This window comes from Paraburkholderia eburnea, assembly GCF_002917095.1.
Taxonomy (GTDB): domain Bacteria; phylum Pseudomonadota; class Gammaproteobacteria; order Burkholderiales; family Burkholderiaceae; genus Paraburkholderia; species Paraburkholderia eburnea.
Genome location: NZ_PQGA01000034.1, coordinates 12,301 through 34,725 on the forward strand (window position 1 = coordinate 12,301; position 22,425 = coordinate 34,725).

General features: G+C 65.5%; 23 protein-coding genes. 15 read left to right on the forward strand and 8 right to left on the reverse strand.

The annotated features are described in order from the left end of the window. Positions 1 to 27: 27 nt before the first annotated feature. Both B0G62_RS30100 and B0G62_RS30105 read left to right on the forward strand, forming a co-directional pair. The gene (locus B0G62_RS30100) at positions 28 to 825 is read left to right on the forward strand and encodes a YfaP family protein (RefSeq protein WP_103707840.1); all 798 of its coding nucleotides are present in this window, start codon (positions 28 to 30) and stop codon (positions 823 to 825) included. A gap of 40 nt (positions 826 to 865) precedes the next feature. Next, the gene (locus tag B0G62_RS30105; protein ID WP_103707817.1) at positions 866 to 1,666 is read left to right on the forward strand and encodes a YfaP family protein; all 801 of its coding nucleotides are present in this window, start codon (positions 866 to 868) and stop codon (positions 1,664 to 1,666) included. Between the two features lie 27 nt (positions 1,667 to 1,693). Here B0G62_RS30105 and B0G62_RS30110 read toward each other — a convergent pair whose 3' ends face one another. Continuing rightward, positions 1,694 to 2,527, reverse strand: a complete 834-nt coding sequence (locus B0G62_RS30110; RefSeq protein ID WP_103707818.1) for an isocitrate lyase/PEP mutase family protein — start codon at positions 2,525 to 2,527, stop codon at positions 1,694 to 1,696. Positions 2,528 to 2,744: 217 nt separating this feature from the next. Here B0G62_RS30110 and B0G62_RS30115 point away from each other — a divergent pair, with 217 nt between their 5' ends. Then, entirely contained in the window at positions 2,745 to 3,749 is a 1,005-nt protein-coding gene (locus B0G62_RS30115; protein WP_103707819.1) for a LacI family DNA-binding transcriptional regulator, read from the forward strand. A 133-nt stretch (positions 3,750 to 3,882) separates the two neighbouring features. Then, positions 3,883 to 5,667: an IlvD/Edd family dehydratase gene (locus B0G62_RS30120; protein WP_103707820.1), complete on the forward strand. Its 1,785-nt coding sequence runs from the start codon at positions 3,883 to 3,885 to the stop codon at positions 5,665 to 5,667. Between the two features lie 18 nt (positions 5,668 to 5,685). Here B0G62_RS30120 and B0G62_RS30125 read toward each other — a convergent pair whose 3' ends face one another. The 3 genes from B0G62_RS30125 to B0G62_RS30135 all read right to left on the reverse strand — a co-directional run bounded on the left by B0G62_RS30125 (position 5,686) and on the right by B0G62_RS30135 (position 7,288). Further along, on the reverse strand, positions 5,686 to 6,432 hold the full coding sequence (locus B0G62_RS30125) for an IclR family transcriptional regulator (protein WP_103707821.1): 747 nt from the start codon (positions 6,430 to 6,432) through the stop codon (positions 5,686 to 5,688). 96 nt (positions 6,433 to 6,528) lie between these two features. Further along, complete coding sequence (locus B0G62_RS30130; protein ID WP_103707822.1) at positions 6,529 to 6,762, reverse strand: hypothetical protein; 234 nt, start codon at positions 6,760 to 6,762, stop codon at positions 6,529 to 6,531. 61 nt (positions 6,763 to 6,823) lie between these two features. Next, a complete protein-coding gene (locus tag B0G62_RS30135; protein WP_103707823.1) occupies positions 6,824 to 7,288 on the reverse strand; it encodes an Lrp/AsnC family transcriptional regulator in 465 nt (154 codons plus the stop codon). Positions 7,289 to 7,426: 138 nt separating this feature from the next. Here B0G62_RS30135 and B0G62_RS30140 point away from each other — a divergent pair, with 138 nt between their 5' ends. Beyond that, entirely contained in the window at positions 7,427 to 8,053 is a 627-nt protein-coding gene (locus tag B0G62_RS30140; RefSeq protein ID WP_103707824.1) for a LysE family translocator, read from the forward strand. A gap of 104 nt (positions 8,054 to 8,157) precedes the next feature. Here B0G62_RS30140 and B0G62_RS30145 read toward each other — a convergent pair whose 3' ends face one another. Beyond that, positions 8,158 to 8,664, reverse strand: a complete 507-nt coding sequence (locus tag B0G62_RS30145; protein ID WP_103707825.1) for a DUF1993 domain-containing protein — start codon at positions 8,662 to 8,664, stop codon at positions 8,158 to 8,160. A gap of 529 nt (positions 8,665 to 9,193) precedes the next feature. Between B0G62_RS30145 and B0G62_RS30150 the strand changes: the two genes are divergently transcribed. Further along, a complete protein-coding gene (locus B0G62_RS30150) occupies positions 9,194 to 9,724 on the forward strand; it encodes a hypothetical protein (protein ID WP_244193436.1) in 531 nt (176 codons plus the stop codon). Between the two features lie 320 nt (positions 9,725 to 10,044). Further along, positions 10,045 to 10,320, forward strand: a complete 276-nt coding sequence (locus B0G62_RS30155) for a hypothetical protein (RefSeq protein WP_103707826.1) — start codon at positions 10,045 to 10,047, stop codon at positions 10,318 to 10,320. Here the strand turns inward: B0G62_RS30155 and nadE are convergent. After that, positions 10,317 to 11,204, reverse strand: coding sequence for an ammonia-dependent NAD(+) synthetase (gene nadE, locus B0G62_RS30160; RefSeq protein WP_103707827.1), 888 nt, complete (start codon positions 11,202 to 11,204; stop codon positions 10,317 to 10,319). The two genes, B0G62_RS30155 and nadE, sit on opposite strands and share 4 nt — an antisense overlap. Positions 11,205 to 11,352: 148 nt before the next feature. Here nadE and B0G62_RS31500 point away from each other — a divergent pair, with 148 nt between their 5' ends. Continuing rightward, positions 11,353 to 12,609 (forward strand): L,D-transpeptidase, encoded by a 1,257-nt coding sequence (locus tag B0G62_RS31500; RefSeq protein ID WP_146055386.1) that lies wholly within the window; start codon positions 11,353 to 11,355, stop codon positions 12,607 to 12,609. 34 nt (positions 12,610 to 12,643) lie between these two features. On the opposite strand, the gene B0G62_RS30175 is transcribed toward B0G62_RS31500, so the two are convergent. Next, complete coding sequence (locus B0G62_RS30175; protein WP_103707830.1) at positions 12,644 to 13,528, reverse strand: DMT family transporter; 885 nt, start codon at positions 13,526 to 13,528, stop codon at positions 12,644 to 12,646. Positions 13,529 to 13,700: 172 nt separating this feature from the next. Then, positions 13,701 to 15,284 carry an ABC1 kinase family protein gene (locus B0G62_RS30180; RefSeq protein ID WP_103707841.1) on the reverse strand — a complete coding sequence of 528 codons (1,584 nt, stop codon included), beginning with the start codon at positions 15,282 to 15,284 and terminating at the stop codon, positions 13,701 to 13,703. A gap of 231 nt (positions 15,285 to 15,515) precedes the next feature. Here B0G62_RS30180 and B0G62_RS30185 point away from each other — a divergent pair, with 231 nt between their 5' ends. The 7 genes from B0G62_RS30185 to B0G62_RS30215 all read left to right on the forward strand — a co-directional run bounded on the left by B0G62_RS30185 (position 15,516) and on the right by B0G62_RS30215 (position 22,046). Beyond that, on the forward strand, positions 15,516 to 16,271 hold the full coding sequence (locus B0G62_RS30185) for a DeoR/GlpR family DNA-binding transcription regulator (RefSeq protein ID WP_103707831.1): 756 nt from the start codon (positions 15,516 to 15,518) through the stop codon (positions 16,269 to 16,271). A 412-nt stretch (positions 16,272 to 16,683) separates the two neighbouring features. Then, positions 16,684 to 17,769, forward strand: coding sequence for a 2-aminoethylphosphonate ABC transporter substrate-binding protein (gene phnS, locus B0G62_RS30190; protein ID WP_103707832.1), 1,086 nt, complete (start codon positions 16,684 to 16,686; stop codon positions 17,767 to 17,769). 56 nt (positions 17,770 to 17,825) lie between these two features. Continuing rightward, positions 17,826 to 18,953 carry a 2-aminoethylphosphonate ABC transport system ATP-binding subunit PhnT gene (gene phnT, locus B0G62_RS30195; protein ID WP_181315668.1) on the forward strand — a complete coding sequence of 376 codons (1,128 nt, stop codon included), beginning with the start codon at positions 17,826 to 17,828 and terminating at the stop codon, positions 18,951 to 18,953. Beyond that, a complete protein-coding gene (locus B0G62_RS30200; protein WP_103707833.1) occupies positions 18,931 to 19,839 on the forward strand; it encodes a 2-aminoethylphosphonate ABC transporter permease subunit in 909 nt (302 codons plus the stop codon). Before phnT ends, B0G62_RS30200 begins: the two co-directional genes overlap by 23 nt. An 88-nt stretch (positions 19,840 to 19,927) precedes the next feature. Then, positions 19,928 to 20,719 carry a 2-aminoethylphosphonate ABC transport system, membrane component PhnV gene (gene phnV / locus B0G62_RS30205; protein WP_244193440.1) on the forward strand — a complete coding sequence of 264 codons (792 nt, stop codon included), beginning with the start codon at positions 19,928 to 19,930 and terminating at the stop codon, positions 20,717 to 20,719. A gap of 103 nt (positions 20,720 to 20,822) precedes the next feature. After that, positions 20,823 to 21,452 (forward strand): GntR family transcriptional regulator, encoded by a 630-nt coding sequence (locus B0G62_RS30210; RefSeq protein WP_244193441.1) that lies wholly within the window; start codon positions 20,823 to 20,825, stop codon positions 21,450 to 21,452. A gap of 39 nt (positions 21,453 to 21,491) precedes the next feature. Then, positions 21,492 to 22,046, forward strand: a complete 555-nt coding sequence (locus B0G62_RS30215) for a phosphonate degradation HD-domain oxygenase (RefSeq protein WP_103707836.1) — start codon at positions 21,492 to 21,494, stop codon at positions 22,044 to 22,046. The last annotated feature ends 379 nt before the right edge of the window (positions 22,047 to 22,425 follow it).

Consider the following 22,425-nt stretch of genomic DNA (forward strand, 5'->3'; position numbering starts at 1 on the left):
GCCGCCGCGCTGGCCTGCGCCTGCGCGATGACGTTCGCCAGCGGCAACGCCGTGGCAGCCGGCGACGCCGTGCCGGATTCGGGCAGCGGCACGCTCGCACGCATGACCGGCGCGTTCAACGGCTGGCGTCATAGCGGCCTCACGAACGAAGGCGAGCAATACGTCGCGGCTTACCCGCGCCCGCCCGTCGATCGCGGCGCACAACGCTTTCGCACGCTGATCGAAGGGCAGTTGAAGCATGTCGATCCGCACACACGCCGTCCACCCACACTCGTCATCAACGGCAACGCCACGCCGCTTTATACCGACGAGCAGGGTTGGTTCGCGCGTCCCTGGGCCTTCGGCGCGGGGTCGAACAGCGTCGAGATCATTTCGCCCGACGGCACGAAACATCAGCGCATGCAGTTCTATGAAGCGGACCGGACGAAACCGCAGGCCAAACTGCGCGCGATCGTGACGTGGGACGATCCGCATGCGCAGGTCGATCTGCATGTCATTACGCCGGACGGTCTGCACGCTTACTACGACAATCCGATACTCGAAGACGGCAGCGGCTTCGACGTCGATTCCGTGGATGGCGCGGGGCCTGGTATCTTTTCATCGGCGGCGCCCGAGCATGGAACCTGGCTATTCTTCCTCAATTACTGGGGCAATTTCGATTCGACTGGCTATAACTTCGACGCGCATGCGCACGATCGCGACGTCATCACCGCCACGCTCACGCTCGTGTTCAACGAGAACACGCCGAACGAGCGCCGCGAGACGCGCGTGGTGCCGCTGCGCAAGATCGGCGATCTCATGCTGGTGAAAAGCGAGCAGCTTTGAACGCGCAACGGCAAACCGGCCCACGAACAGGCGAACGAACATGAATGCGATCCGGCTCAAACATCGTCCCGCGCGCCACGGCCTGGCCGCCGTTGCGCTGGCCATTTGCGCGAGCGCCGCGCACGCCGACACCATCGACTTCGCCGCGCCGCTGAACGGCTGGCGTAACTCGGCGGGCGACGAGGCGCGTTATACGCAGGACGTCCACTATCCGGCCGTGGCGGTGAGCACGCCCGAAGGCCAGAGCGTGAACGCACTGATCGCCGGGCATATCAAGTCGGCGCCGAAGGCGAAGGCGGGTACCTCGGTCGGCACGCTGGTAGTCAATGGCACACCCATGCCGCAGCGCATCGAAGAGGACGGCACGTTTTCGCGGCCGTTTGCATTCGGCGCGGGCAGTAACGGCGTGGAGTTGCGCACGGGGGACGGCACGCGAAAGCGCGTGCAGTTCTACGACGCCTACGCGAACAAGACCCACGCGCGCCTGCGCATCGTGCTGGCCTGGGATACCGATGGCACCGATCTCGACCTTCACGTTGTATCGCCCGACGGCGTGCATACGTACTATGCGGACCGCGTGGCGCCGAACGGCGGCGCGCTCGACGTGGACGTGACCACGGGCTACGGGCCGGAAATCTATTCGAGCGCCGCGCCGCTGCATGGCACGTATCTCGTCTACGTGAACTATTACGGCAGCGGCAATAGCGGCAGTGACATGACGGTGGCGCAGATCACCATCATCACCGACGAAGGCACGCCGAACGAAAAGAGCGAGACGATCCGCGCGCCGATGCGCAAGGCGGGGGAGTTGACGCTCGTGAAGCGCTTCACGATTCCGTGAATTTTTTAAGCGTTCACGAGCGACGATTTAAACAGGTTTCCTGAATAAATCGTTGAGCTGATTGCCGGGCGCCGCATCGAGGAAGCCATCGAAGCGGCCTTCCGTTAGCGTTTCCACCGCGCGTATGAAGCCGCCCCATGCGGCACGGGCCAGCCCCCCGCCCACGCTCACGCGCCGCACGCCCAGATCCGCGAGTTCCTGCACCGTGAAGGGCGACACCGATCCCACCAGCACATTCACCGGCTTCGGCGCGACTGCGGCCACGACCGCCGCAATCTGCTCGCGCGTGTTGATGCCCGGCGCGTAGAGACAGTCCGCACCCGCTTGCGCGTAGGCCTTGAGGCGCGCGATGGCATCGTCGAGATCGGGCATGCCCACGACAAAGTTTTCCGCGCGGCCGATCAGCAGCGTGTCGCCGCCGCGTGCGTCGATGGCGCTGCGCGCCGCCTTCATCCGCTCGACGGCGACGTGCAGCGGCAGGAGCGGCGAATCGGCGTTGCCGGTCGAGTCTTCGATCGAAAGCCCCGCGATGCCGGTATCGACGGCCAGCCCCACGCTCTGCGCCACGCCTGCCGCATCGGCGCCAAAGCCGCTTTCGAAGTCCGCGTTGACCGGCAGGTCGGTGGCCGCGACGATCTCGCGCAGATGCGCAAGCACCGCATCGCGCGAGACGTGGTTGTCCGCCAGACCGCGTGACCACGCGAAGCCCGAGCTGGTCGTGGCAAGTGCCTTGAAACCCGCGCTTTCGAGGTAGCGGGCGCTGCCTGCGTCCCAGGGATTCGGCAATACGAAGCAGCCCGAAGCATGCAAGGCGCGGAACGCGGCGCGTTTTTCCGCGACGCTGCGTGGCGAAGAAGGCATGGCACGTCTCCTGAATGGGTTCTGCGGACGGGTGTGTCGGCAAGAGGGCAGCGTGCATTGTGCGCCTGAGCGCGCGGCGGCGCTCAAACCGTGTCTGCTCTACTCCGGGCGCGGTTTCGGGCGGCTGCGCCGCTGCCGCTATCATAGGCGCTGTTTACAATTCGCCCGTTTTATCCCGATGGCCAAAACTCCCGCACCGAAATCCACGCCGCCGCGCATGTCCGACGTCGCCAGCCTCGCAGGCGTGTCGAAGATGACGGTCTCGCGCGTGCTGGCGGGCCGCAGCGCTTCGGAATCCACGCGCGCGCGCGTGCAGCGTGCGATCGACGAGCTGGGCTATGTCGCGGATGCGGCGGCGGGCGCGCTGTCGTCAGGGCGCTCGTCGTTCGTCGCGGTGCTGGTGCCATCGATGTCGAGTTCGAACTTCTCGGACACCGTGAGCGGCCTGACCGCCGTGCTGGAGCCGCAGGGGCTCGAATTGCTGATCGGCGACACCGACTATTCGCTCGAACGCGAGGAGCGTCTCGTGCGCCAGATGCTGCGCCATCAGCCGCGCTGCATCGCGCTCACCGGCGCGCAGCACACCGAAGCCACGCGTACGCTGCTCGCGCGCTCGGGCGTGCCGGTAGTCGAGATGTGGGATCAGCCCGCGCATCCCATCGACATGTCCGTGGGCTTCTCTAACGTGAGCGCCGCACGCGAAATGGTGCGCTATCTGGCCGGCAAGGGGCACAGGCGCATCGGTTTTATCGGCGGAGCGAGCGAGCTGGACTGGCGCGGACTCGACCGCCTCAAGGGCTATCAGATGGAGATGAAGGCGCTCGGGCTGGGCGAGCCGCGCGTCGTGCGTCTGGGCGATTCGCCGATCACGATGAGCCACGGCGCGCCGGCCATGACCGAACTGCTCGAACGCTGGCCCGACACCGAGGCCGTGATGTGCGTGAGCGACCTGTCCGCGTTCGGCGCGATCATGGAGTGTCAGCGGCGCGGCATTGCGGTGCCCGGCAAGATTGCCGTGGCGGGCTTCGGCAACTTCGAGATCGCGGCCTGCTGCCATCCGACCATCACGACGGTTTCAGTCGATGCTTACGGGATTGGGCGCCGCGCCGGCGACGCGCTGCTCGCGGCGCTTGCCGACGAGGAAGGCGAGAGCGCGACCCATACGCGCCGCACCGTGAAAACGCGCATCCACTATGGCGTGGTCGAGCGCGAAAGCGCCTGAAATGCCAGCTTTCCGCCTCGTTCCGGTTTCCCTTCCGATGCCGTGATTGCCCTGGCTGTGCCTTGTCCGCGTACCGTGTTATTCTCGAAATGTTATCGGTAACATAAAACCGGTCGCCCAGGAGACACGCAACATGGCACACACGCTTGCTCGCCGTCTGCGCAGCCAGGAATGGTTCGACGATCCCTCGCACGCGGACATGACCGCGATCTACGTCGAGCGCTTCATGAATTACGGCCTCACGCGCGAGGAGTTGCAGTCCGGGCGGCCCGTGATCGGCATCGCCCAGACGGGCAGCGATCTCGCACCCTGCAACCGCCATCACATCGCGCTTGCCGAGCGCGTGAAGGCGGGCATACGCGACGCGGGCGGGATTCCCATGGAGTTTCCCGTGCATCCGCTCGCGGAGCAGAGTCGCCGCCCGACCGCCGCGCTCGACCGCAATCTAGCCTACCTGGGCCTCGTGGAAATCCTGCACGGCTTTCCGCTCGACGGCGTCGTGCTGACCACCGGCTGCGACAAGACCACGCCCGCCTGTCTGATGGCGGCGGCGAGCGTCGATCTGCCGGCCATCGTGCTCTCGGGCGGCCCGATGCTCGACGGCTGGTACGAGGGCAAGCGCGTGGGTTCGGGCACGGTCATCTGGCACGCGCGCAATCTGCTGGCGGCGGGCGAGATCGACTACGAGGGTTTCATGGCGCTCACCACGGCGTCGTCGCCATCGATCGGGCACTGCAACACCATGGGCACCGCGCTGTCGATGAACTGTCTCGCCGAGGCGCTGGGCATGTCGCTGCCTGGCTGCGCGAGCATTCCGGCGGCGTATCGCGAGCGCGGCCAGATGGCCTATGCCACGGGCAAGCGCATCGTCGATCTGGTGCGTGACGACGTACGCCCCTCGCGCATCATGACGCGCGCGGCGTTTGAAAATGCGATTGTGGTGGCGTCGGCGCTGGGCGCGTCGACCAATTGCCCGCCGCACCTGATCGCGATTGCGCGTCACATGGGCGTGGATCTCTCGCTCGAAGACTGGCAGCGCTTTGGCGAGGAAGTGCCGTTGCTCGCGAACACGATGCCCGCCGGCGAATATCTGGGCGAGAGTTTCCACCGTGCCGGCGGCGTGCCGGCCGTGCTGCGCGAACTCGATCGCGCGGGCCTCGTGCGGCGCGACTGCGTGACGGTCTCGGGCCGCGCCATCGGCGAGATCGCCGACGCGGCGCCGGTCGCGGACCGCGATGTGATCCGCACCTGCGACGCGCCGCTCATGCATGGCGCGGGGTTCATCGTGCTCTCGGGCAACTTCTTCGACAGCGCCATCATGAAGATGTCGGTGGTCGGCGAGGCGTTCCGCAAGACGTATCTGAGCGAGCCTGGCGCGGAAAACGTGTTCGAGGCGCGCGCCATCGTGTTCGACGGTCCCGAGGACTACCGCGCGCGCATCAACGACCCCGCGCTCAAGATCGACGAGCGCTGCATGCTGGTGATTCGCGGTTGCGGCACGGTGGGCTATCCGGGCAGCGCGGAAGTCGTGAACATGGCGCCCCCGGCAGACATGGTCAAGCGGGGCGTGACTTCGCTGCCCTGCATGGGCGACGGACGGCAGAGCGGTACGTCGGCGAGTCCGTCGATTCTCAACATGTCGCCGGAAGCGGCCGTGGGCGGCGGGCTCTCGCTGCTGCGCACGGACGATCGCATCAAGGTCGATCTCAACGCGCGGCGTGTGGACGTGCTGATCGATCCGGTTGAACTTGAGCGCCGTCGTGCGCACTCGGCGTTTTCCGCACCGCCTTCGCAGACGCCGTGGCAGGAGCTGTATCGAAAAACGGTGGGCCAGCTTTCGACGGGCGGATGTCTGGAACCGGCCACGCTTTATCTGCGCGTGATCGAGGAGCGCGGCGAACCGCGTCACTCGCACTAGCGTGCTCGCGTGCGTGAGTCAGAGCGTTTTGCCGATGCGGTGCGCCATCTCCACGACGGCGATCGCGATGCGCTTTTCGCGGCGCGCGTCGATGCGTTCGAGCGGCAGGCTCGTACTGACCGCCACGCGTTTGCCAAGCGCCGTCACGCCGACGAAGGCCGCGAAACAGGTGAGGCCCGCCGTGACTTCCTCGCGCTCGTGAGCGAGTCCGGAACGGCGGATTGCGGCGAGCGCCTGTAGCAGGTCCTGACGTCGTGTGATGGTCTGGTTTGTCACGGCGGCAAGTTGTTTCGGTAGCGCTTTCAGCACTTCGTCATCGGAAAGACTGGCCAGAAGCGCCTTGCCCAGCGCGCAGCAATGCGCGGGGAGGCGCGAGCCGAGATCGGAAATGAGGCGCACCGGGCGCGCGGAATCTTCGCGCGCGATATAGACCACTTCCGCGCCATCGAGGACGGCAAGCTGCACGACTTCGTTGTGCGCGGCGACGAAGTTCGCCGCTTCGTGCCGGAAGGCTTCGTGCAACTGATCGTGGCGCACGTAGGCGCTGCCCAGCTCGAACAGCGTCACGCCCACAATATAGCCATCCGCACGCTTTTCGATCCAGCGCCGACGCTCCAGCGAGTCGAGCATCAGATACAGCGTGCTGCGCGACAAACCGGTTTGCTCCGCGATGACGGCCGCGCGCACGGGAGCTTGCGCGTGCGAGAGCAGATCGAGGATGTCGTGGATGCGCTTGAGCGCGGGCACTTCGTAGGCGGTGGACATGATCGGTCGATCGAATTCCAGCAGGCTGGAAATACTGGCACCCGGTTGGACGGCGTGCGCGCCCGGTCACGCGAACGTAGTGCCCGGCTTCGATGCTCAGCGGTTGCCGTCGAGCAGGTCGTTGAGCAGTTCGTCGAACGCCGCCTGGGCGTCTTCCAGCTCCTGCAACGCGGCGTCGAACGTTTGCAGCGCGAACTGCGACGGGCGGCCTTCGCCTTCCGGCGGGAATTGCGTCTGCAAGGACGTGAATGCCGACTTGACGCGCTGGGTTGCGGCCAGCACGCGATCCATGGCGGCGGCTTCTTCGGCTCGTGCCTGTTCTGGGGTCATCGAAAGCTCCGGTTTGAAAAAGGGAAAAGGCCGTATGGCCGTATGGCTGTTGGGTCGTAACTTAGGGCAGCGGCAACCCGCCCTCGGATTTCACTTCGCGCAGCGACAGCGCCGACTCCACCGACGTGACGCCCGGCAGGCTGCGCAGTTCGTCGCGCATGAAGGTGCCGTAATCGTCGAGATCGCGCGCGACGATCATCAAAATATAGTCTGCCGTGCCGGCAACGTTGTGGCACGAAAGAATCCGCTCGATCGCGCAGACTTCGCGCTCGAAGCGGTCGGCAAGCGCGCGGTCGTGCACGGCGAATCGCACCGACACATAGGCGACCACGCCGTAGCCGAGCGCGCGGCGCGACAGCATCGCGCGATAGCGCTCGATATAGCCGTCCTGCTCCAGCCGCTTCAGGCGGCGTGCGCAGGGCGTTTCGCTTAAGCCCACCGTCTCCGCGAGCCGCGCATTGGGCATCCGGCCATCGGCCTGCAGGGCGCCGAGAATGGCGCGATCGAGTTTATCGAGGTCGCTCATGTTATGCGGAGTGCTTTTCCAGTGCGGACGGGAGAATTTTAGTGCATTCCTCTATCGGCTGACGAATCGATCGAAAAATACGCCAGAAATCGCTCTGACATTAGCGGCAACATAGAGCCTCTTTCCGCCGAGGCCATCATGATTTCCGCCCACCTGATGTTGATGTTCATTGCCGCCCTGATCGTCGTTTGCGCACTGCCTGGGGCGGATATGGCGCTGGTCATGCAAACCAGCATGAGCCGCGGCGCGCGGCGCGGTCTTGCGGCAGCCGGTGGCCTTGGATTGGCGCGTGCCACCCATGTGACGCTGTCTGCGTGCGGACTCGCGGCGCTGCTGCATAACGCGCCCTGGCTCTATCAAGTCGTGCGCTATGCGGGCGCGCTTTACCTCACGTATATCGCCGTGCAGATTTTCCGTGCGCCGGTTTTCGCGCTACCGGAAGCGCCCGGCGTGACCGCGCAACGCCCGCTGCGCGCAGACTTCGTCAAGGGGTTGCTGACCAATCTGCTCAATCCCAAGGCGCTGCTGTTCTGCTCGGTGCTATTGCCGCAGTTCATTCGTCCCGAACTGGGCTCGGTCTGGCTCCAGGTGACCGAGCTGGGCATCGTGCTCGTGATCGTCTGCGCGTTGTTCGACGTCGTCTATGTGCTGGGCGCGGCGCGCATCGCCGTGTGGCTGCGCCATCATCCGCTGGCGCAGACGGTGCAGAAGTGGGCATTTTCTTCCGCGTTGATCGGCTTCGCTGTGCGGCTCTCGCTCGACTGATCTTTGCCTCTCTCACGGCGGACCGGGCCGCGCGGCCCTGGGGTCCGCCGCATCCCGCCGTGGCAGCGTTCACGCGCGGGCTCGTGCGTAATCGCGACCTGGTTCTAGCGGCCGCCCAGATAGTCGAGCTTGCCGAGTTCCACGCCGTTATGGCGCAGGATGTCGTAAGCCGTCGTCACGTGGAAGTAGAAGTTGGGCAGCACGAACGCCAGCAGGTAGGTCTGGCCGGTGAACTCGATCGGACCCGAGCGCATTTTCAGCGTGATGCTCTTGTCTTCCGTGCCGTCGATCTGCTCGGGCTTGAACGTCTTCAGATAGTCGATCGTTTTCTGGATGCGCGTGTGCAGGTCGTCGAAGCTCACTTCCACGTCTTCGAACTTCGGCGCGTCCACGTCCGCGAGGCGCGCGGCGCAACCTTTGGCCGTATCCGTGGCGATATGAATCTGGCGGGCGAGCGGCAGCATGTCGGGGAACAGTCGTGCGCCGGTGAACACCGCCGGGTCGATCTGCTTTTCGGCAGCGTGCGCCTGCGCCTTGCCGATGATGGTCTGCAGGTTGGCGAGACCGCGCACGAGCACGGGCACCGAGGCTTGATACATGGTGATGGACATGGGAATTCCTCGTTTCTTTGAATGGACACGCCAGGCTCCGCGCGGAGCTTGAGCGGGCGAGCCATTATGCGCTAACGGTTTTGTCGCCGCCATTGGCCGAACGGCCGATCTTGCGCGAACCCATGCAGGTCTGATTTCATTGACGGTACCGGCAAAGAAAGTTTGCCGCCTGGGAAGGGCATGGAAATTGTGTTAAGCAACCGTGACCGGAACTAATTGATATGCATACCGAAATAAAAATCCCCTGCTGGCACGGATGTTTAGGTGCGCCGTGCTGGTGACGGACGTGGGCGCACATCCCCGCGCGCAGCGTATGAAACGGATTGGGCGAGGTTCGCATCAACGAGGCGTAACAAAGCGGCCGTGACGCAGTTTCACCACGGCAAAATTCGAATGTGTTTTAATTAGCCAGCATTGACCATCCATTTAGCATCGTACGGCAGCGTACGGTGCACTTACCATGAACGCAGAATTGGCAGAAAGTTGTCTGGTCGTGCGTCGCATGGCAAAAGGTGCGGCAAGGCGCAGGATGTCGCAGGCGCTGGGTGTCGCGCTGCGTGGTGTGCTGCTGGTGCTCGCCGTCGGCGGGGCGGTGCGCAGTGTGCCCGCCTGGGCACAAGATCCGCGGTTGCTGGACGCGCGCGTGACACAGGAGTCGCTGGCCGAGACGATCTGCCGGCCGGGTTACGCCGATACGGTGGCGCCGTCGTTCGACGCGGCGATGGCGCAGAAGAATCGCCTGCTGTCGGCGCGCGGTATCGACGCCGAAGATGGCGTCGCCTATGCGCTCGACCGTCGTGTGCCAATCGTGCTCGGCGGCTCGCCGGACGCGGCGGCGAATTTCGATCTGCTGCCGTGGGGCGGTCATGCCGGAGAGCGGCGCAAGTCGCTCCTCACGGTGCGGCTCAAGCGTTGCGTCTGTGCTGGCCGTATCTCGCTCGCGCAGGCTCAGACGATGATCGTGGGCAATTGGGCGCGTCAATATGATCAGCTCACGCGCATGCAATGCGGTACCGATATCGGCGACACCACCTCGGCGAGCCGCGACGAAGGTCCGTGAAGCGGCCCCTTTTCCCGCGCTCAAGATAATTGGGTGGCTCCACGCAACCGCTTGGGTATGCGCGTTGCGACATGCTGGGCGGCGCCAGTACCCCGCAGATATCGACAAAATGACGCAGTGCGCGCGCAGCAAAATCGGTCTACTCTGACGTATATCAATAATGAGGAGTGAGCGAAATGCTAGCGTCCGGTCTCTCGATATTCGCCCTGCTTTCCGTGGCTTTGCTCGGCCAGTCGTGCTGGATGTACGCCCGTGCGCGTGCGAGCCTGCAACCCGTGCGTGTACGCTCAGACCGTGCGCGCCACTACCGGTAGACCGATATGCACCTGACTGTCTGGAACGTCCCCGAAACCTGCAGCGAGCAGGAAGTGCACGATTTTTTCAAGCGCGAACTCGGACACTATGCCAAGGGAGTCAAGGTGTATGACGCGGGCACGTCCAACGCCCACGCCGATCTCGAACTCGATTCCGAAGTGCCGTATGTGGGTGAAGCGGTCGCGCGTGAATTGCAAAGCCGGCGCCTCGCTGGCGTCGCACTGCGCGTAAGTGCGACGCCCTTCGATAGCGAAGAGCAGGAAGAGCGCCGTCCCGCCTAGGTTTCTCCTGCCGATTGCGCCGCGTGCGGCATGGGCGCATACGGCGTGTAGGGCTGCGCCCGCTTATGCCGGGTCGTATCGAACCAGCGCAGGATCGTCTCGCAGGCGTGAGCGCTCACAGGCTTGCCTTCGAGAAAATCGTCGATTTCCTCGTAGCTGACGCCGTAAGCGTCCTCATCGGGCCTTAGCGGACGCAATGTTTCGAGATCCGCCGTCGGCGTTTTTTCCACCAGGCGCTGCGGTACGCCGAGATGACGCGCAAGCGCTCGCACACGCCGCTTGGTCAAGCCCGCCAGCGGCAGCACATCCGCGCCACCGTCACCGAACTTCGTAAAGAACCCCATTAGCGATTCCGCCGCGTGGTCCGTGCCGATCACAAGGCCACCCCGCGCGCCCGCCACGGCATATTGCGCAATCATCCGCTCGCGCGCCTTGATGTTGCCTAGCACGAAGTCCTGCTGAACGGCTCCCCCGAACGTCAGGCCGCCTGCCGCGAGCGAGGCGAGCATCGCGTCGGCGGTCGGGGCGATGTCGACGCTCAAGGTTTCGTCCGGCTGGATGAAGCCGAGCGCCGCAGCCGCATCTTCCTCGTCGCGCTGGGCGCCGTATGGCAGGCGCATCGCGATGAAGCGCGCCTCCTGACCTTGCTGGCGTAGCGCTTCGACGGCCAGTTGCGCGAGTCGGCCCGCCGTCGTCGAATCCACGCCGCCGCTGATGCCGAGCACCAGTGCGCGCAGACCGCTCGCGCGCAGACTGTCGGCGAGAAAGGCGACGCGCCGGTCGATGTCGTCCGGCGGGTAAAACGACGCGGCGACGTTCAACTCCGCGGCAATCGCGTGCTGGCGGTGCTGGTTTTTGCGTTCCGATGCGGGTTCTGCGCTCATAGGGCTCTCTCGCTCGTTAGGGCTTGGTCTGTCACGCGGCGGCGTGAACGCGATGTCTGGTTTAATGTCGGACGCCAGATTTCAGTGCGGGCGCGCGACTTGCAGGGCGTCCGATATCGGATAAAACGCATAAACAGCCGGATTTACGATGAACGATTATTCTTCGCGCGGCGCCCAGGCGTGCGTGAACGGTGATGTCCAGGGCGACATCGCAAAAACTCATTATCAAGGGGCGTGGCACCCGTTGCAGCGGACGTGGCTCGCGCGTGGCCTGGCCGGTTTTGCAGCGCTGTGCGTCTGGGGCGGGTGCGCCAGCGCAGAGGCTGCGGACACCACGGCGGCGTCCGGCGCGCGCGCAAGCTCTGGGGCGGTGCAGGCTGCGTCGGCCGCCGCGGCGGCATCCTCGTCGGCATCTACTGTGGTTGCGGCTTCAACCGCATCGGCGGCGAGGCAAGCGTCGTCGGCGCCAACGGCCTCTGCGGCATCGGCCGCTTCGGCGCCTTCAACCGCTTCGACCGCTTCGACCGCTTCGACCGCTTCAACTGCCGCCGCCTCCGCGCCGACAGCCGCCTCGGGGCCCGCGCCGCTCACGCTGCCGGAGCATCCCAAACTCACGTCAGAACAGGCCGCTGACGAAACCCGCCGCGCGCTGGCGATGCGCGAGACCTTCGCGCGCGACGTGACGCGCCGCCTGCGCGTGCCGCTCGCCGATCAGCGCGCCTACGGCCAGCGCCTGCAAACCGCGCTCGACGCGAAGAATCTCGGCGCGCTGGCGGGCGAGTACGTCATCCTCGTGGATCGCAGTGCCAACGTGCAGGCGCTCTTTATCTATTTCCGCGCGATGGCGGGCCAGGCATGGCAGATGATCGGTGCGTCGCCGGTCGCGACGGGGCGCCCTGGCGAATTCGATCACTTTCTTACGCCGCTCGGCGTGTTCGAGCATACGCCGTCGAACATGGACTTCCGCGCGGAAGGCACGATGAACGAGAACAACATTCGCGGCTACGGCAAGCGCGACATGCGCATCTACGACTTCGGCTGGATCGACGGCGAGCGCGGCTGGGGCAAGGGCGGCTATTCGCCGATGCGTTTCCAGATGCACGCGACCGATCCCGACCGGCTGGAGCCGCTGCTCGGCATCCGCCATTCGAAGGGCTGCGTGCGCATTCCCGCCTCGCTCAACGTGTTCATCGACCACAACGGCATCATCGACGCCGAATACCAGGCGCTCGTCGATTCGGGCAGATCGCTCTGGGTGCTGCACTCGAACCGCGAGATTACGCCGTGGGCGGGGCGCTTCGTCGTCGTGATCGATTCGGCGCGCAAGACGCGGCCCGCCTGGGCGCCCGCGCCGGGCAGCCAGGCGCGTGCGAAAGTGCCCAAGGGCGGCGATACCGCCGATTGAGCGTCGGCGCGTGCTCGAACCGTGCGGTGAGGGCTTAGCCGCGCCGCGCGATCAGCACGCCCGCGAGCGCCACGCCAAAGCCCGCGATCTGCAACGTCGTGAGCGTTTCGCGGAACAGCAGCCAGCTTTCCAGTGCGGCGAGCGGCGGCGCGAGGAACAGCAAGGCCGTGGCGCGGGCCGCATCGCCGTGGCGCACCATCCAGACGAGCAGCGTCACGCCCGCGCCCGAGAGCATCGCGATCCCCCAGGCGAGCGAAATCCACAGCGTCGTCGAGGCGATCCAGCGATGTTCGCCCAGTGCGAGCGCGAGCAGCGCCGCGACGATGGCCGCGCCCGCGTTCTGCACGGCGCTCGCGCTGCGGATATCGGCCTGCGCAAGCGAGGTCTTCTGATAGAGCGTGCCCGCCGTGATGGCGCCGATCGACAACACCGACACGATCACCACCAGCAGCGGACTCGCGTGCGCGCCGCTGGTGAACGAGGCGCCAGCCGCCGCCGCGTGCAGCTTGGGCGTCAGCACCAGCACGACGCCCGCAAGACCGAGCGCCATGCCCTGCCAGCGCCGCATCGAAATCCGCTCGCCGAACATCGGCGCGGCGAGCGCGGCCGTCAGGAGCGGCTGCAGCGCGCCGAGCAGCGCCATGACGCCTGCGCTGAGACCTTGCGCCACGGCCCAGTAACCCGCGCCCAGATACACCCCTTGCAGCAGCGCGCCCGCGAAAAGATGCTTGCCGATCTCGCGCGAGCGCGGCCAGGGCGCGCGCGTCGCCAGCGCCACGCAGGCGAACAGCAGCGCCGTGCCGCCGAAGCGCGCGAGCAGAAACAGATTGGGATCGGCGTAGGGCGCGATGGCGCGGGCGACGACAAAACCGGTCGACCACAACAAGACGAAGAGGGCGGGCGTGAGTGCGGCGAACATGGTTGCGTGCGGGCGGGCTGCGGATCGAAAGGGCCGCAGTATCTCCCGCTTGGGTTGAGGCGGTCTTGTTCAGGACTGCATTCGCCGATCAATTGCAACTAACAGCCAAGCGCGGCCGGCGTCCGCGAATTGGGATGTCATGCGCGGGAACGATATCCGCGAGGCAGACTGTTCAAGCCGGCCAGGCGCCGAACAGCGTCGCAGCGACGCCGATCAACGTCCCGCTCAACGCGCAGGCGATGAGGAGGGCGCGGGTGCGCCGATGCTCGCGCCGCAGCGTTTCCAGCAGCGCGGCCTGTGTCAATCCCGGCGAGCCGGGCTGGCCGTGCGCCGCGCCCGACTGATGATGCATGAAGCGATAGACGAGCTGCGGCACGCGCGGTGCGATCTGCGCGAGATGAGGCAATTCCTGCGAGAGCCGCTTGATCCAGCCGTGGTGGCCAAGGTCGCGTTTCGCAATGTCGCCGAGCGTCGTCTTCGCGATTCCCCAGGCGTCGACATCGGGATGAATCGCGCGCGCAAGCGCCTCCGCCTGACCGAACGTGCGTTGCGCGGCGGCGAGGCGTGGCGAGACCCCACCGCCGAATGGCTGAACCGCGTGCAGCAGATGATGGAACAGATCGCCCGCGCGGCGCTCGCCGGCATCGTCGGCGAAATGGGCTTCGCTGCGGGTGCGCAATTCCGCCTCGATCTGCTCGGGGCGCGCGTGCGCGGGCACATGCCCGGCCTCATGGTGCAGTTGCGCCAGACGCCCGTAGTCCTGTTCGAACAGCGCCGTCGCGCCGTGCACGAAGAATTCGCGCTCCGGCGAGGACAGCGAAGTCATCAGCGCCGAACTCGCGAACACGAGACGGCCGCGCGTTTGCGGTTCGATGCTCACGGCGACGCGGCGCGCGTCGAATGCCGCATGAAAGAAACCCTGTTCGAAGGCCTGCTCCGTGACCACCTCGATCAGATGCGCGGCCACGCGCGCCGCGTTGATGTGATGCATCGCGAGTCCGGCGATGTCGGTCGCAGGCAGCGTATCGACGTGCTCGACGGTGAGCGTGTGCGGCGTGCAGAAGTCCCAGATCACGTCGGGCACGAGCACGCGCTCGTCGTCGGCGAGGTGATGGCCGCTCTGGCTCAGGTTGGCCGCCTGCGCGCGTAGATCGAAGCGGCGTTGCAGGTCGTCGCGCAGCGTCTGGGCCAGCGTGCGCAGGTGCAGCTTGCGCGCGCTGCCTGAAAAACGTTCGAGCCAGCGCGCGACCGTGCAGAGCAGCGCGGCTTCGTCGTCGACTTCCTGGGCTTGTTTCGCGCGCAGCACGCGCACAGTCACCATTTGATGGCCGTTGGCGGGCAACTGCAGGCGCGCGATATGCGTCTGTTCGCACCAGCCGTTCTGGCAGGGCGTGGGGTCGATCCACGAAAAGAGCGTTTGCGGCGGTTTGCCGAACGCGCTGTGCAGCGCCGCGTTCAACTGCTCGGGCGTGAGCGGCTCCTCGTAATGATCGAGCGCGTCGATGGCGTCGTGAAGGGTGGAGGCCGCCAGTTCGGGATGCGTCGTGACGGATTGCGCGAAGGCGCTCGCGAGCGGCGCGAGACGCGGCAACGCGCTAGACAGATGCGTGGCGAGGCGCTCGTTTTCGCGTATGCGCGCAGCGAGCGAGACGAACCAGTGCAGCTTGTGGTGCTCGGGTGCGGCAAGCCAGATCAGCCGGATGCCATAGCGCAGCGCGCAGAACACAAGACGCAGTTGGCGAAGTTTGGAACGCATGGATTCGGCGGTTGCAGTGGCGGTGGAGCGGTTGGCCATCTATCGTCTGGACGGCCAGCACGAGATTAGCAGGGATGATCGCGCGATGGCAGGGCAGGCTTATACGAGGCCGCGCGTGGCCCGGATGCAGGGCGGGATGCGCCCTGCATCCGGGCCTGCGACGCGATGCTGGAGTGCGCGTAATACAATACGGCGGCCTTTTCGAATCCATGCGCGCCACGCGCCCCCCAGATGCTCGCAGAACAACGTCACCAATACATCCTTTCGCAAGTGAACCGGACCGGCGCGCTCTCGGTGGCGGATCTCGTGCGCGAACTGCGTGTCTCGCGCGAAACCATCCGCCGCGATCTCAACACGCTGGCGGGGCGGGGCCTGCTGGTCACGACGCACGGCGGCGCGCTGTCGAGCGATCGGCGCGAGCCCGATCTCGACGTGCGCGATACGGCCAACGCCAGCGCCAAGCGCGCGATCGGCGAACGCGCAGCAGAGTTCGTGCCTGATGGCGCGTCCGTCATCATCGATTCGGGCAGCACGACCCACGCGCTCGCGCGCGCGCTGACCGACCGGCACCGCCTCACCGTGTATACGAACGACTGGCGCATCGCCTTGCTGCTCGGCCGTCGCAACGAGAATCGCGTGACGCTGCTGGGCGGCGAGCTGTCCGACCACGAGGAAGCGACCTTCGGGCTCGATACCGTGCAGCAGCTCTCGCAATATCACGCCGATTACGCTTTCGTCGGCGCGGGCGGCATTACCGCCGACGGCTGGCTGACCGACTACTCGCGCATGGTCGCCGAGGTGCGCAGCCGTATGCTGACGGCGGCCGCCTGCGCGATCGTCGTGGCGGACCATTCGAAGTTCGGCCGCATGACGCCCGTGCGCATCAACGGTTTCGAGCGCGCTCGCTATGTCATCACCGAGCTGACGCCCGAAAAGAGCGTCGCGCGCGCCATCGAATCGCGCGGGCCTGAACTCGTCGTCGCCTGATCCTCTTTTCCCACCTTCCGCCCTGATTTCCCGATCTGACGCGCGTGCGGACACCTCCGCACGCCGGCTTTGTCACGTTTGTCGATTTGCATATTTTTGGCAAATTGTGGAATTTTTTGACAAACGCCACAATCGTCATGGCGGTGTCACGAAAATCTGTGATTCTTGCCGGGCCCGCACAGGCGGGGCTGGGGCGCGACGCGGGAGTTACGCTGCGCACCACCCAGCCGCGCGGTTTTAGGGTGACGCCGGCGGATTGCAGACAATCTGCAATCCGCCGGCGTCAGACCGGACTGCCGCAGACCGCGGCGGACGGGCAAAAGGCAGGCGGCGCAGTCCGCCGACGTTCGACGATTCACTAAACACGCATCGGGTATCCCCGAGCACATGGTTTTTGCCTTCGGAGAGTGACATGAACCACCGGAATTCCCATCGCGCGGGTTTCGCACGCAAAGCGCTGCCGATGATGATCGCCGCCACGCTGCTGCAATGCGCCGCGATGAGCGCCCATGCCGCCAATGCCGTCGTGCTGTACACGGCTGACGGCCTCGAAAATCTCTACCGCGACGTTCTGCCCGCCTTCGAGAAGAAAGAAGGCGTGAAGGTCAATATCGTGACGGCCGGCAGTGGCGAAGTCGTGAACCGCGCCAATGTCGAAAAGGATGCGCCGAAGGCGGACGTGCTCATCACGCTGCCGCCGTTCATCCAGCAGGCCCAGCAAAGCGGCCTGCTGCAGCCGTACCAGAGCGTGAACTACAAGAACGTGCCGGCGATCGCCAAGGCGACGGACGGTTCGTGGGCTACGTTCGTGAACAACTACTTCTCGTTCGCGATCAACCCGGAAGTCGTCAAGAACCAGCCGAAGACGTTTGCAGACCTGCTGCATCCGGACTATTCGGGCAAGGTCGCGTACTCGAACCCGGCCACGGCGGGCGACGGCATGGCCGTGATCATCCTCACGACCTCGCTGATGGGCGAAGACAAGGCGTTCGACTACCTCAAGAAGCTCGAACAGAGCGCCAAGTTCCACACCAAGGGCACGGGTTATCTCGACGTGCTGCTTTCGCGTAACGAAATCTCGGTGGCCAACGGCGACCTGCAGATGGATCTCGACGACGCAGCCAACGGCGGCCTCTCGCTCAAGCCGATCTTCCTCGCCGCCGACGCCAGCGGTCATCCGACCACGTTCCAGTTGCCGTACGCAATCGGCCTGATCAAGGGCGGCCCGAACCAGGCCGAAGGCAAGAAGCTGATCGACTATCTGATGTCAACGGACGTGCAATCGAAGGTGCCGGACATCTTCGGCATTCCGGGCCGCACGGACGTGGCGCTCACGGGCAAGAACGGCGCGGCGGTCAAGCAGGCGATCGAAGGCGTGAAGCTGATTCCGGTGGACTGGAACCAGGTGATGGCGAAGAAGGCTGACTGGACGACGCGCTGGAAGAACGAAGTGATCGGCTCGTCGGGCAAGCAGATCGAAGTCGTCAAGCCGCAATAAGTCACACACTGCGCTGGTAAGGACAGTCCAGCGCTACCCCGTATCAAATGCAGGAGATGAACCCGGTGAATACCGCAAGCCTTGCGTCGGCCGACATGGCCCGCGCCCTGCCGGACGCGTCCGGCCTGACCGATGCAACCGGCGCCCATGATGCACATGGCGCGGCGGGCGTGCAGATCGACCGCCTGAGCGTGCGTTTCGGCGCGCGCACGGTGCTCAACGACCTGTCGCTCACGATCCGTCGCGGCGAGTTGCTGACGGTGCTCGGCCGCAGCGGTTGCGGCAAGACCACTTTGCTGCGCTTCATCGCCGGGTTCATCGAAGCCGATGGCCTTGCGGGTTCGCTGACCGTCGCCGGTCGCGATCTGACGCATGTGCCGCCGCATCAGCGCAATCTGGGCCTGCTGTTCCAGAGCTATGCGCTGTTCCCGCATCTCTCGGTGTTCGAGAACGTCGCGTTCGGCCTCAAGGCGCGCCGCGTGCCGTCGCGCGACATCGCGCGGCGCGTGGCCGACGCGCTCAAGCTCGTGCAGCTCGGCGATCAGGGCCACGTGATGCCGGCCCAGCTCTCCGGCGGCATGCAGCAGCGCGTGGCGCTCGCGCGCGCGCTGGTGATCGAGCCGGATGTGCTGCTGCTCGACGAACCGCTGTCGGCGCTCGACGCCAATCTGCGCGCCTCGGTGCGCTCCGAACTCAAGGCGCTCCATGAGCGCCTGCCGAATCTGACGATCGTCTGCGTGACGCACGATCAGGACGACGCGCTGGTGCTCTCCGACCGCACGCTGCTGATGCGCGATGGCCATATCGCGCAACTGGGCACGCCGCAGGAACTCTACGACACCCCCAACGACGCCTATGTCGCGCGTTATCTGGGCGCGGCGAACCTGCTGCCGCCCAGCGTGGCATTTCCGGTCGGCGACGCGCGCCACGACGTGCGCGACAAGCTCGCCTGCCTGCGTCCCGAAAGCCTGCGCATCGTGCCGCTCGGCGAAGGCGCGTTGCACGGCACGATCGAGTCGGTCGAGTGGTACGGCTCGGTGCTTTCCGTGCCGGTATTGCTCGACGCGATGCCGAACGAACCGGTGCTCGTCACCATGCAGCGCGGCCACGGCATGACGCCGGAAAAAGGCATGCGTGTCTCCCTGCGTTACGAGGCTGACGATGTCGTCCTTATCAACCCCTGATTTCCCGCTGCCGGGCGCCGATGCCCACGCCGCCGCCGTGCGCCGCCGCGAGCGCCGCGCGCAATGGCACATCGCCTTTCTGCTCGTGTTCGTGCTCGGGCCGCTCGTGGTTTATCCGCTCGTGCGGCTGGTGCTCCTGAGCCTGAGCGGCGCGCACGGCCTCAGTTTCGGTGCGTATGCAACCTTCTTCGGCAATCCCGATTCGCGCGGTGTGATCGGCACCACGTTGTGGATTCTCTTTCTGAGCGCGGGCGTGGCCTCGCTGCTCGGCGTGGCGATTGCGGCGATTTTGTTCTTCAAGCCGTTTCCGGGCGCGCAGCTCGTCACGCGCTTTCTGGAACTGTTCGTGGCGTTCCCGTCGTTCCTCGTCGCGTTCACGCTGATCTTTCTGTACGGCTCGCAGGGTTCGGTGAGCATCGGCTTGCAACGGCTGTTCCATTTGCAGTCGCCGCCGCTCGATTTCCTGTTCGGTATCGGCGGCGTGGTGCTGGCGGAAGTGGTGTTTTACGCGCCGTTCGTGGTGCGGCCGACGCTCGCCGCGTTTGCGCTGCTCGACATGCGCCTGATCGAAGCGGCGCGCAGCCTCGGCGCGAATAACCGCATGGTCGCCGCGCGCGTGATTCTGCCGCTCGCGTGGCCTGGCATCGCCGCGGGCACGATTCTCTGTTTCCTGCTGACGTTCAACGAGTTCGGCATTCTGCTCGTGCTCGGCAGCGCGCATCTGATCACGCTGCCGGTGGCGATCTACAGTTCGGCGACCGTCGATCTCGATCTGCCGACCGCTGCGGCGGGCGCGGTGGTGATGCTCGCGATGTCGCTTTCCTTGTATGCGCTGTATCGGCGCGTGAATCGCCGCAGTCATGGAGGCGCGCGCAATGGCAAATAACTCTTCGATGAATCCCGTGGTCGCGGCCTCGGACCCCGTCGCGTTGCCGCCGAAGCATCTGCGCGCGCGGCCCGTCGAGCGCGGCGTCATGGCGCGCGTCGTGAGCGGCGTGCTGCTCGCGCTGGCCGCGCTGCTGTGTTTCTGGCTGTTCGTGCTGCCGGTGGTCGTGGTCGCGCTGTCGAGCGTGGCGTCGCACTGGTCGGGCACGATCCTGCCCGATGGCTTCAGCATGCGCTGGTTCGAGCGCCTCGGTTCGAGCGATTTCGATGCGCTCGTCACGAGTCTGGAAATCGGCTTTGGCGTGGCCGTGCTCGGCACCGCGCTTGGACTGTGGCTTGCGCTGGCGCTCGAAGGACGCGATCGCAAGGGCCTCGGCGTGGTCGTCGATACGCTCGCGATGGTGCCGAACGGCGTGCCCAGCGTCGTGCTCGGCCTCGCGGTGCTGATCGCTTATCACAAGGCGCCCGTGGACCTGTCGAGCTCGGCGGCGATCGTGGTGTTCGTGCAGCTCGCACTGGTGTTGCCGTTCTGTTACCGCTGCGCGTCGGCGGCGCTGCGCCCCGAACTGACGATCCTGCGCGAAGCCGCGGCAAGCCTCGGCGCGCCGCCCGCGATGGTGCTGCGCCGCGTGGTGCTGCCGCAACTCGTGCCCGCGATCCGCGCGAGTCTCGCGCTAGGCTTCGCGCTCTCGCTCGGCGAACTGGGCGCGACGCTCACGGTGTATCCGCCGGGTTTCGCGACGGTGCCGATCGTCGTGGTCGGCGCGGTCGAGCGCGGCTACTATCTGCCGGCATCGGCGCTCTCGCTGATTCTGTTGATTGTGTCGCTGGTGGCGCTGTTGCTGATCGCCGCGCGTGCGCCGCGCAAGCGTGCGGACTGACACGATGGATGCCATGCGGTTCGATGCGCTGTATCGACGTGATGAAGGCGCGGCGCGTGTCGAGGATGAAGTGGGTTCCGCTGCACTGCCGACGCCGCTTTCGATGGTGCGCCAGCATTCGCTGACCGACCTCGTGCGCGCGGAGATCGAGCGCTGCATCGCGCGCGGTCAGTTGGCGCCGGGCGCGAAACTCGTCGAGGCCGAATGGGCCGCGCGGTTACAGGTGTCGCGCGGACCGGTGCGCGAAGCGCTGCGCGCGCTGGAGCAGACGGGGCTCGTGCGCAATGAAAAGCATCGCGGCGTATTCGTGCGCAGCGTGTCGGGCGTCGAGGCCGAGGAGCTGGCGGCGTTGTGCGCGGTGCTTGAAGAAGCGGCGTGCCGGATGCTGGCGGCGCGCATCGACGCGGCGCAGGTGGCCGGGTTGCGCGAGCGGTTGGACGCCATGCACGATGCGCTGAACGACGACGGCGAATTCTTGCGGGCGCGTGAAGCGTTTCGCGACGCGCTGGTCGCGGCGGCGGGTAATGGCAAGTTGCACGACACCTGGCGGCGTGCTGTCAGCGAAGCGCGGCTGTCGCATCGTGTGCCACTCGATCATGCGCAGCGGCAGGCGTCCTATGCGCGGCATCGGGCGGTATTGAATGCGCTCGCATCGCGCGACGCCGACGAGGCGATCGTTCAGATGCGCGCGCGGGATGGGCAGAACGGGCAGGGCGATGACGGCGAGCATTGAGGCAGTCCCGTCGATTTCGATGAAAGGGAGTAGGAAAGCATGGCACTGAGTCTGGAAGATATTCGCGGTCTGTTCGAGGAGCACGGCGGACAGGCATATAGCGGCGAGCCGGTGACGCAGCTTGAACACGCGTTGCAAAGCGGCGCATTGGCGGAAGACGAGGGCGCGAGCGAGGAACTTGTGGCCGCGGCTTTTCTGCACGACCTCGGGCATCTGCTGAATCGCCAGGGCGAAACGCCGACCGAGCGCGGTATCGATGACCTGCATCAATACTATGCGCTGCCGTTCCTGCGGCCGATTCTGCCGGAGAGCGTGCTGGAGCCGATCCGCCTGCACGTCGACGCGAAGCGCTATCTGTGTGCAACCGATGACGCGTATTTCAGCTGCCTGTCGCCGGATTCGGTGCGCAGCCTGCAACTGCAGGGCGGCATCTTCGACGAGGAAGGCGCGCAGGCTTTCGCGGCTCGCCCCTTCGCCGACGATGCGGTGCGTCTGCGCCGCTGGGACGATCTTGCGAAGATCGCCGGTAAAGAAACGCCGGGCCTCGACCACTACCTGCAGATCGTCGATCGCGTGATGCAACGTCACGCTTGAGATTTTCTCGAGTCGATTTAAGGCGATTCGAAAAATCGCTTGCCAGATGACAAGCCGATGACTAGAATTCCGCTCCTTCGCATTCTCGATATGAGAGTGCGGGGAGACGGGAAGCTTTTAATTCAAGCTTTGAAGTCTTTTGAGCGGTAAGCAGTCACGCCAGCGAGTTTTAAGGAAGTAAAAAAACTTGTTGACGAAGCGCTCGATAGTCTTCATAATCTCGTTTCTCTGCTGCAGACGCAGCGACGCAGAAGCCGCCGGATGGTTGGAATGTCCGGCAGGACTCGCGACTCGATCTTTAAAAATTTACAGCCGATAAGTGTGGGCGCTTGATGCGGGTGCGGCCTGACGGATCCTTCGGGATTGGTCGGGAGTGGCA

Excerpts from the sequence above, each read along its gene's own strand:
- B0G62_RS30115 (WP_103707819.1), top strand. The coding sequence starts at position 2,745 with ATGTCCGACGTCGCCAGCCTCGCAGGCGTGTCGAAGATGACGGTCTCG.
- B0G62_RS30175 (WP_103707830.1), bottom strand. The coding sequence starts at position 13,528 with ATGTTCGCCGCACTCACGCCCGCCCTCTTCGTCTTGTTGTGGTCGACC.
- nadE (WP_103707827.1), bottom strand. The coding sequence starts at position 11,204 with ATGAGCGCAGAACCCGCATCGGAACGCAAAAACCAGCACCGCCAGCAC.
- B0G62_RS30100 (WP_103707840.1), top strand. The coding sequence starts at position 28 with ATGACGTTCGCCAGCGGCAACGCCGTGGCAGCCGGCGACGCCGTGCCG.
- B0G62_RS30135 (WP_103707823.1), bottom strand. The coding sequence starts at position 7,288 with ATGAGCGACCTCGATAAACTCGATCGCGCCATTCTCGGCGCCCTGCAG.
- B0G62_RS30110 (WP_103707818.1), bottom strand. The coding sequence starts at position 2,527 with ATGCCTTCTTCGCCACGCAGCGTCGCGGAAAAACGCGCCGCGTTCCGC.
- B0G62_RS30105 (WP_103707817.1), top strand. The coding sequence starts at position 866 with ATGAATGCGATCCGGCTCAAACATCGTCCCGCGCGCCACGGCCTGGCC.
- B0G62_RS31500 (WP_146055386.1), top strand. The coding sequence starts at position 11,353 with ATGAACGATTATTCTTCGCGCGGCGCCCAGGCGTGCGTGAACGGTGAT.
- B0G62_RS30200 (WP_103707833.1), top strand. The coding sequence starts at position 18,931 with ATGTCGTCCTTATCAACCCCTGATTTCCCGCTGCCGGGCGCCGATGCC.
- B0G62_RS30150 (WP_244193436.1), top strand. The coding sequence starts at position 9,194 with ATGTCGCAGGCGCTGGGTGTCGCGCTGCGTGGTGTGCTGCTGGTGCTC.
- B0G62_RS30185 (WP_103707831.1), top strand. The coding sequence starts at position 15,516 with ATGCTCGCAGAACAACGTCACCAATACATCCTTTCGCAAGTGAACCGG.
- phnT (WP_181315668.1), top strand. The coding sequence starts at position 17,826 with ATGAACCCGGTGAATACCGCAAGCCTTGCGTCGGCCGACATGGCCCGC.
- B0G62_RS30140 (WP_103707824.1), top strand. The coding sequence starts at position 7,427 with ATGATTTCCGCCCACCTGATGTTGATGTTCATTGCCGCCCTGATCGTC.
- B0G62_RS30180 (WP_103707841.1), bottom strand. The coding sequence starts at position 15,284 with ATGCGTTCCAAACTTCGCCAACTGCGTCTTGTGTTCTGCGCGCTGCGC.
- B0G62_RS30130 (WP_103707822.1), bottom strand. The coding sequence starts at position 6,762 with ATGACCCCAGAACAGGCACGAGCCGAAGAAGCCGCCGCCATGGATCGC.
- B0G62_RS30145 (WP_103707825.1), bottom strand. The coding sequence starts at position 8,664 with ATGTCCATCACCATGTATCAAGCCTCGGTGCCCGTGCTCGTGCGCGGT.
- B0G62_RS30120 (WP_103707820.1), top strand. The coding sequence starts at position 3,883 with ATGGCACACACGCTTGCTCGCCGTCTGCGCAGCCAGGAATGGTTCGAC.
- phnV (WP_244193440.1), top strand. The coding sequence starts at position 19,928 with ATGGCGCGCGTCGTGAGCGGCGTGCTGCTCGCGCTGGCCGCGCTGCTG.
- B0G62_RS30215 (WP_103707836.1), top strand. The coding sequence starts at position 21,492 with ATGGCACTGAGTCTGGAAGATATTCGCGGTCTGTTCGAGGAGCACGGC.
- B0G62_RS30125 (WP_103707821.1), bottom strand. The coding sequence starts at position 6,432 with ATGTCCACCGCCTACGAAGTGCCCGCGCTCAAGCGCATCCACGACATC.
- B0G62_RS30155 (WP_103707826.1), top strand. The coding sequence starts at position 10,045 with ATGCACCTGACTGTCTGGAACGTCCCCGAAACCTGCAGCGAGCAGGAA.
- B0G62_RS30210 (WP_244193441.1), top strand. The coding sequence starts at position 20,823 with ATGGTGCGCCAGCATTCGCTGACCGACCTCGTGCGCGCGGAGATCGAG.
- phnS (WP_103707832.1), top strand. The coding sequence starts at position 16,684 with ATGAACCACCGGAATTCCCATCGCGCGGGTTTCGCACGCAAAGCGCTG.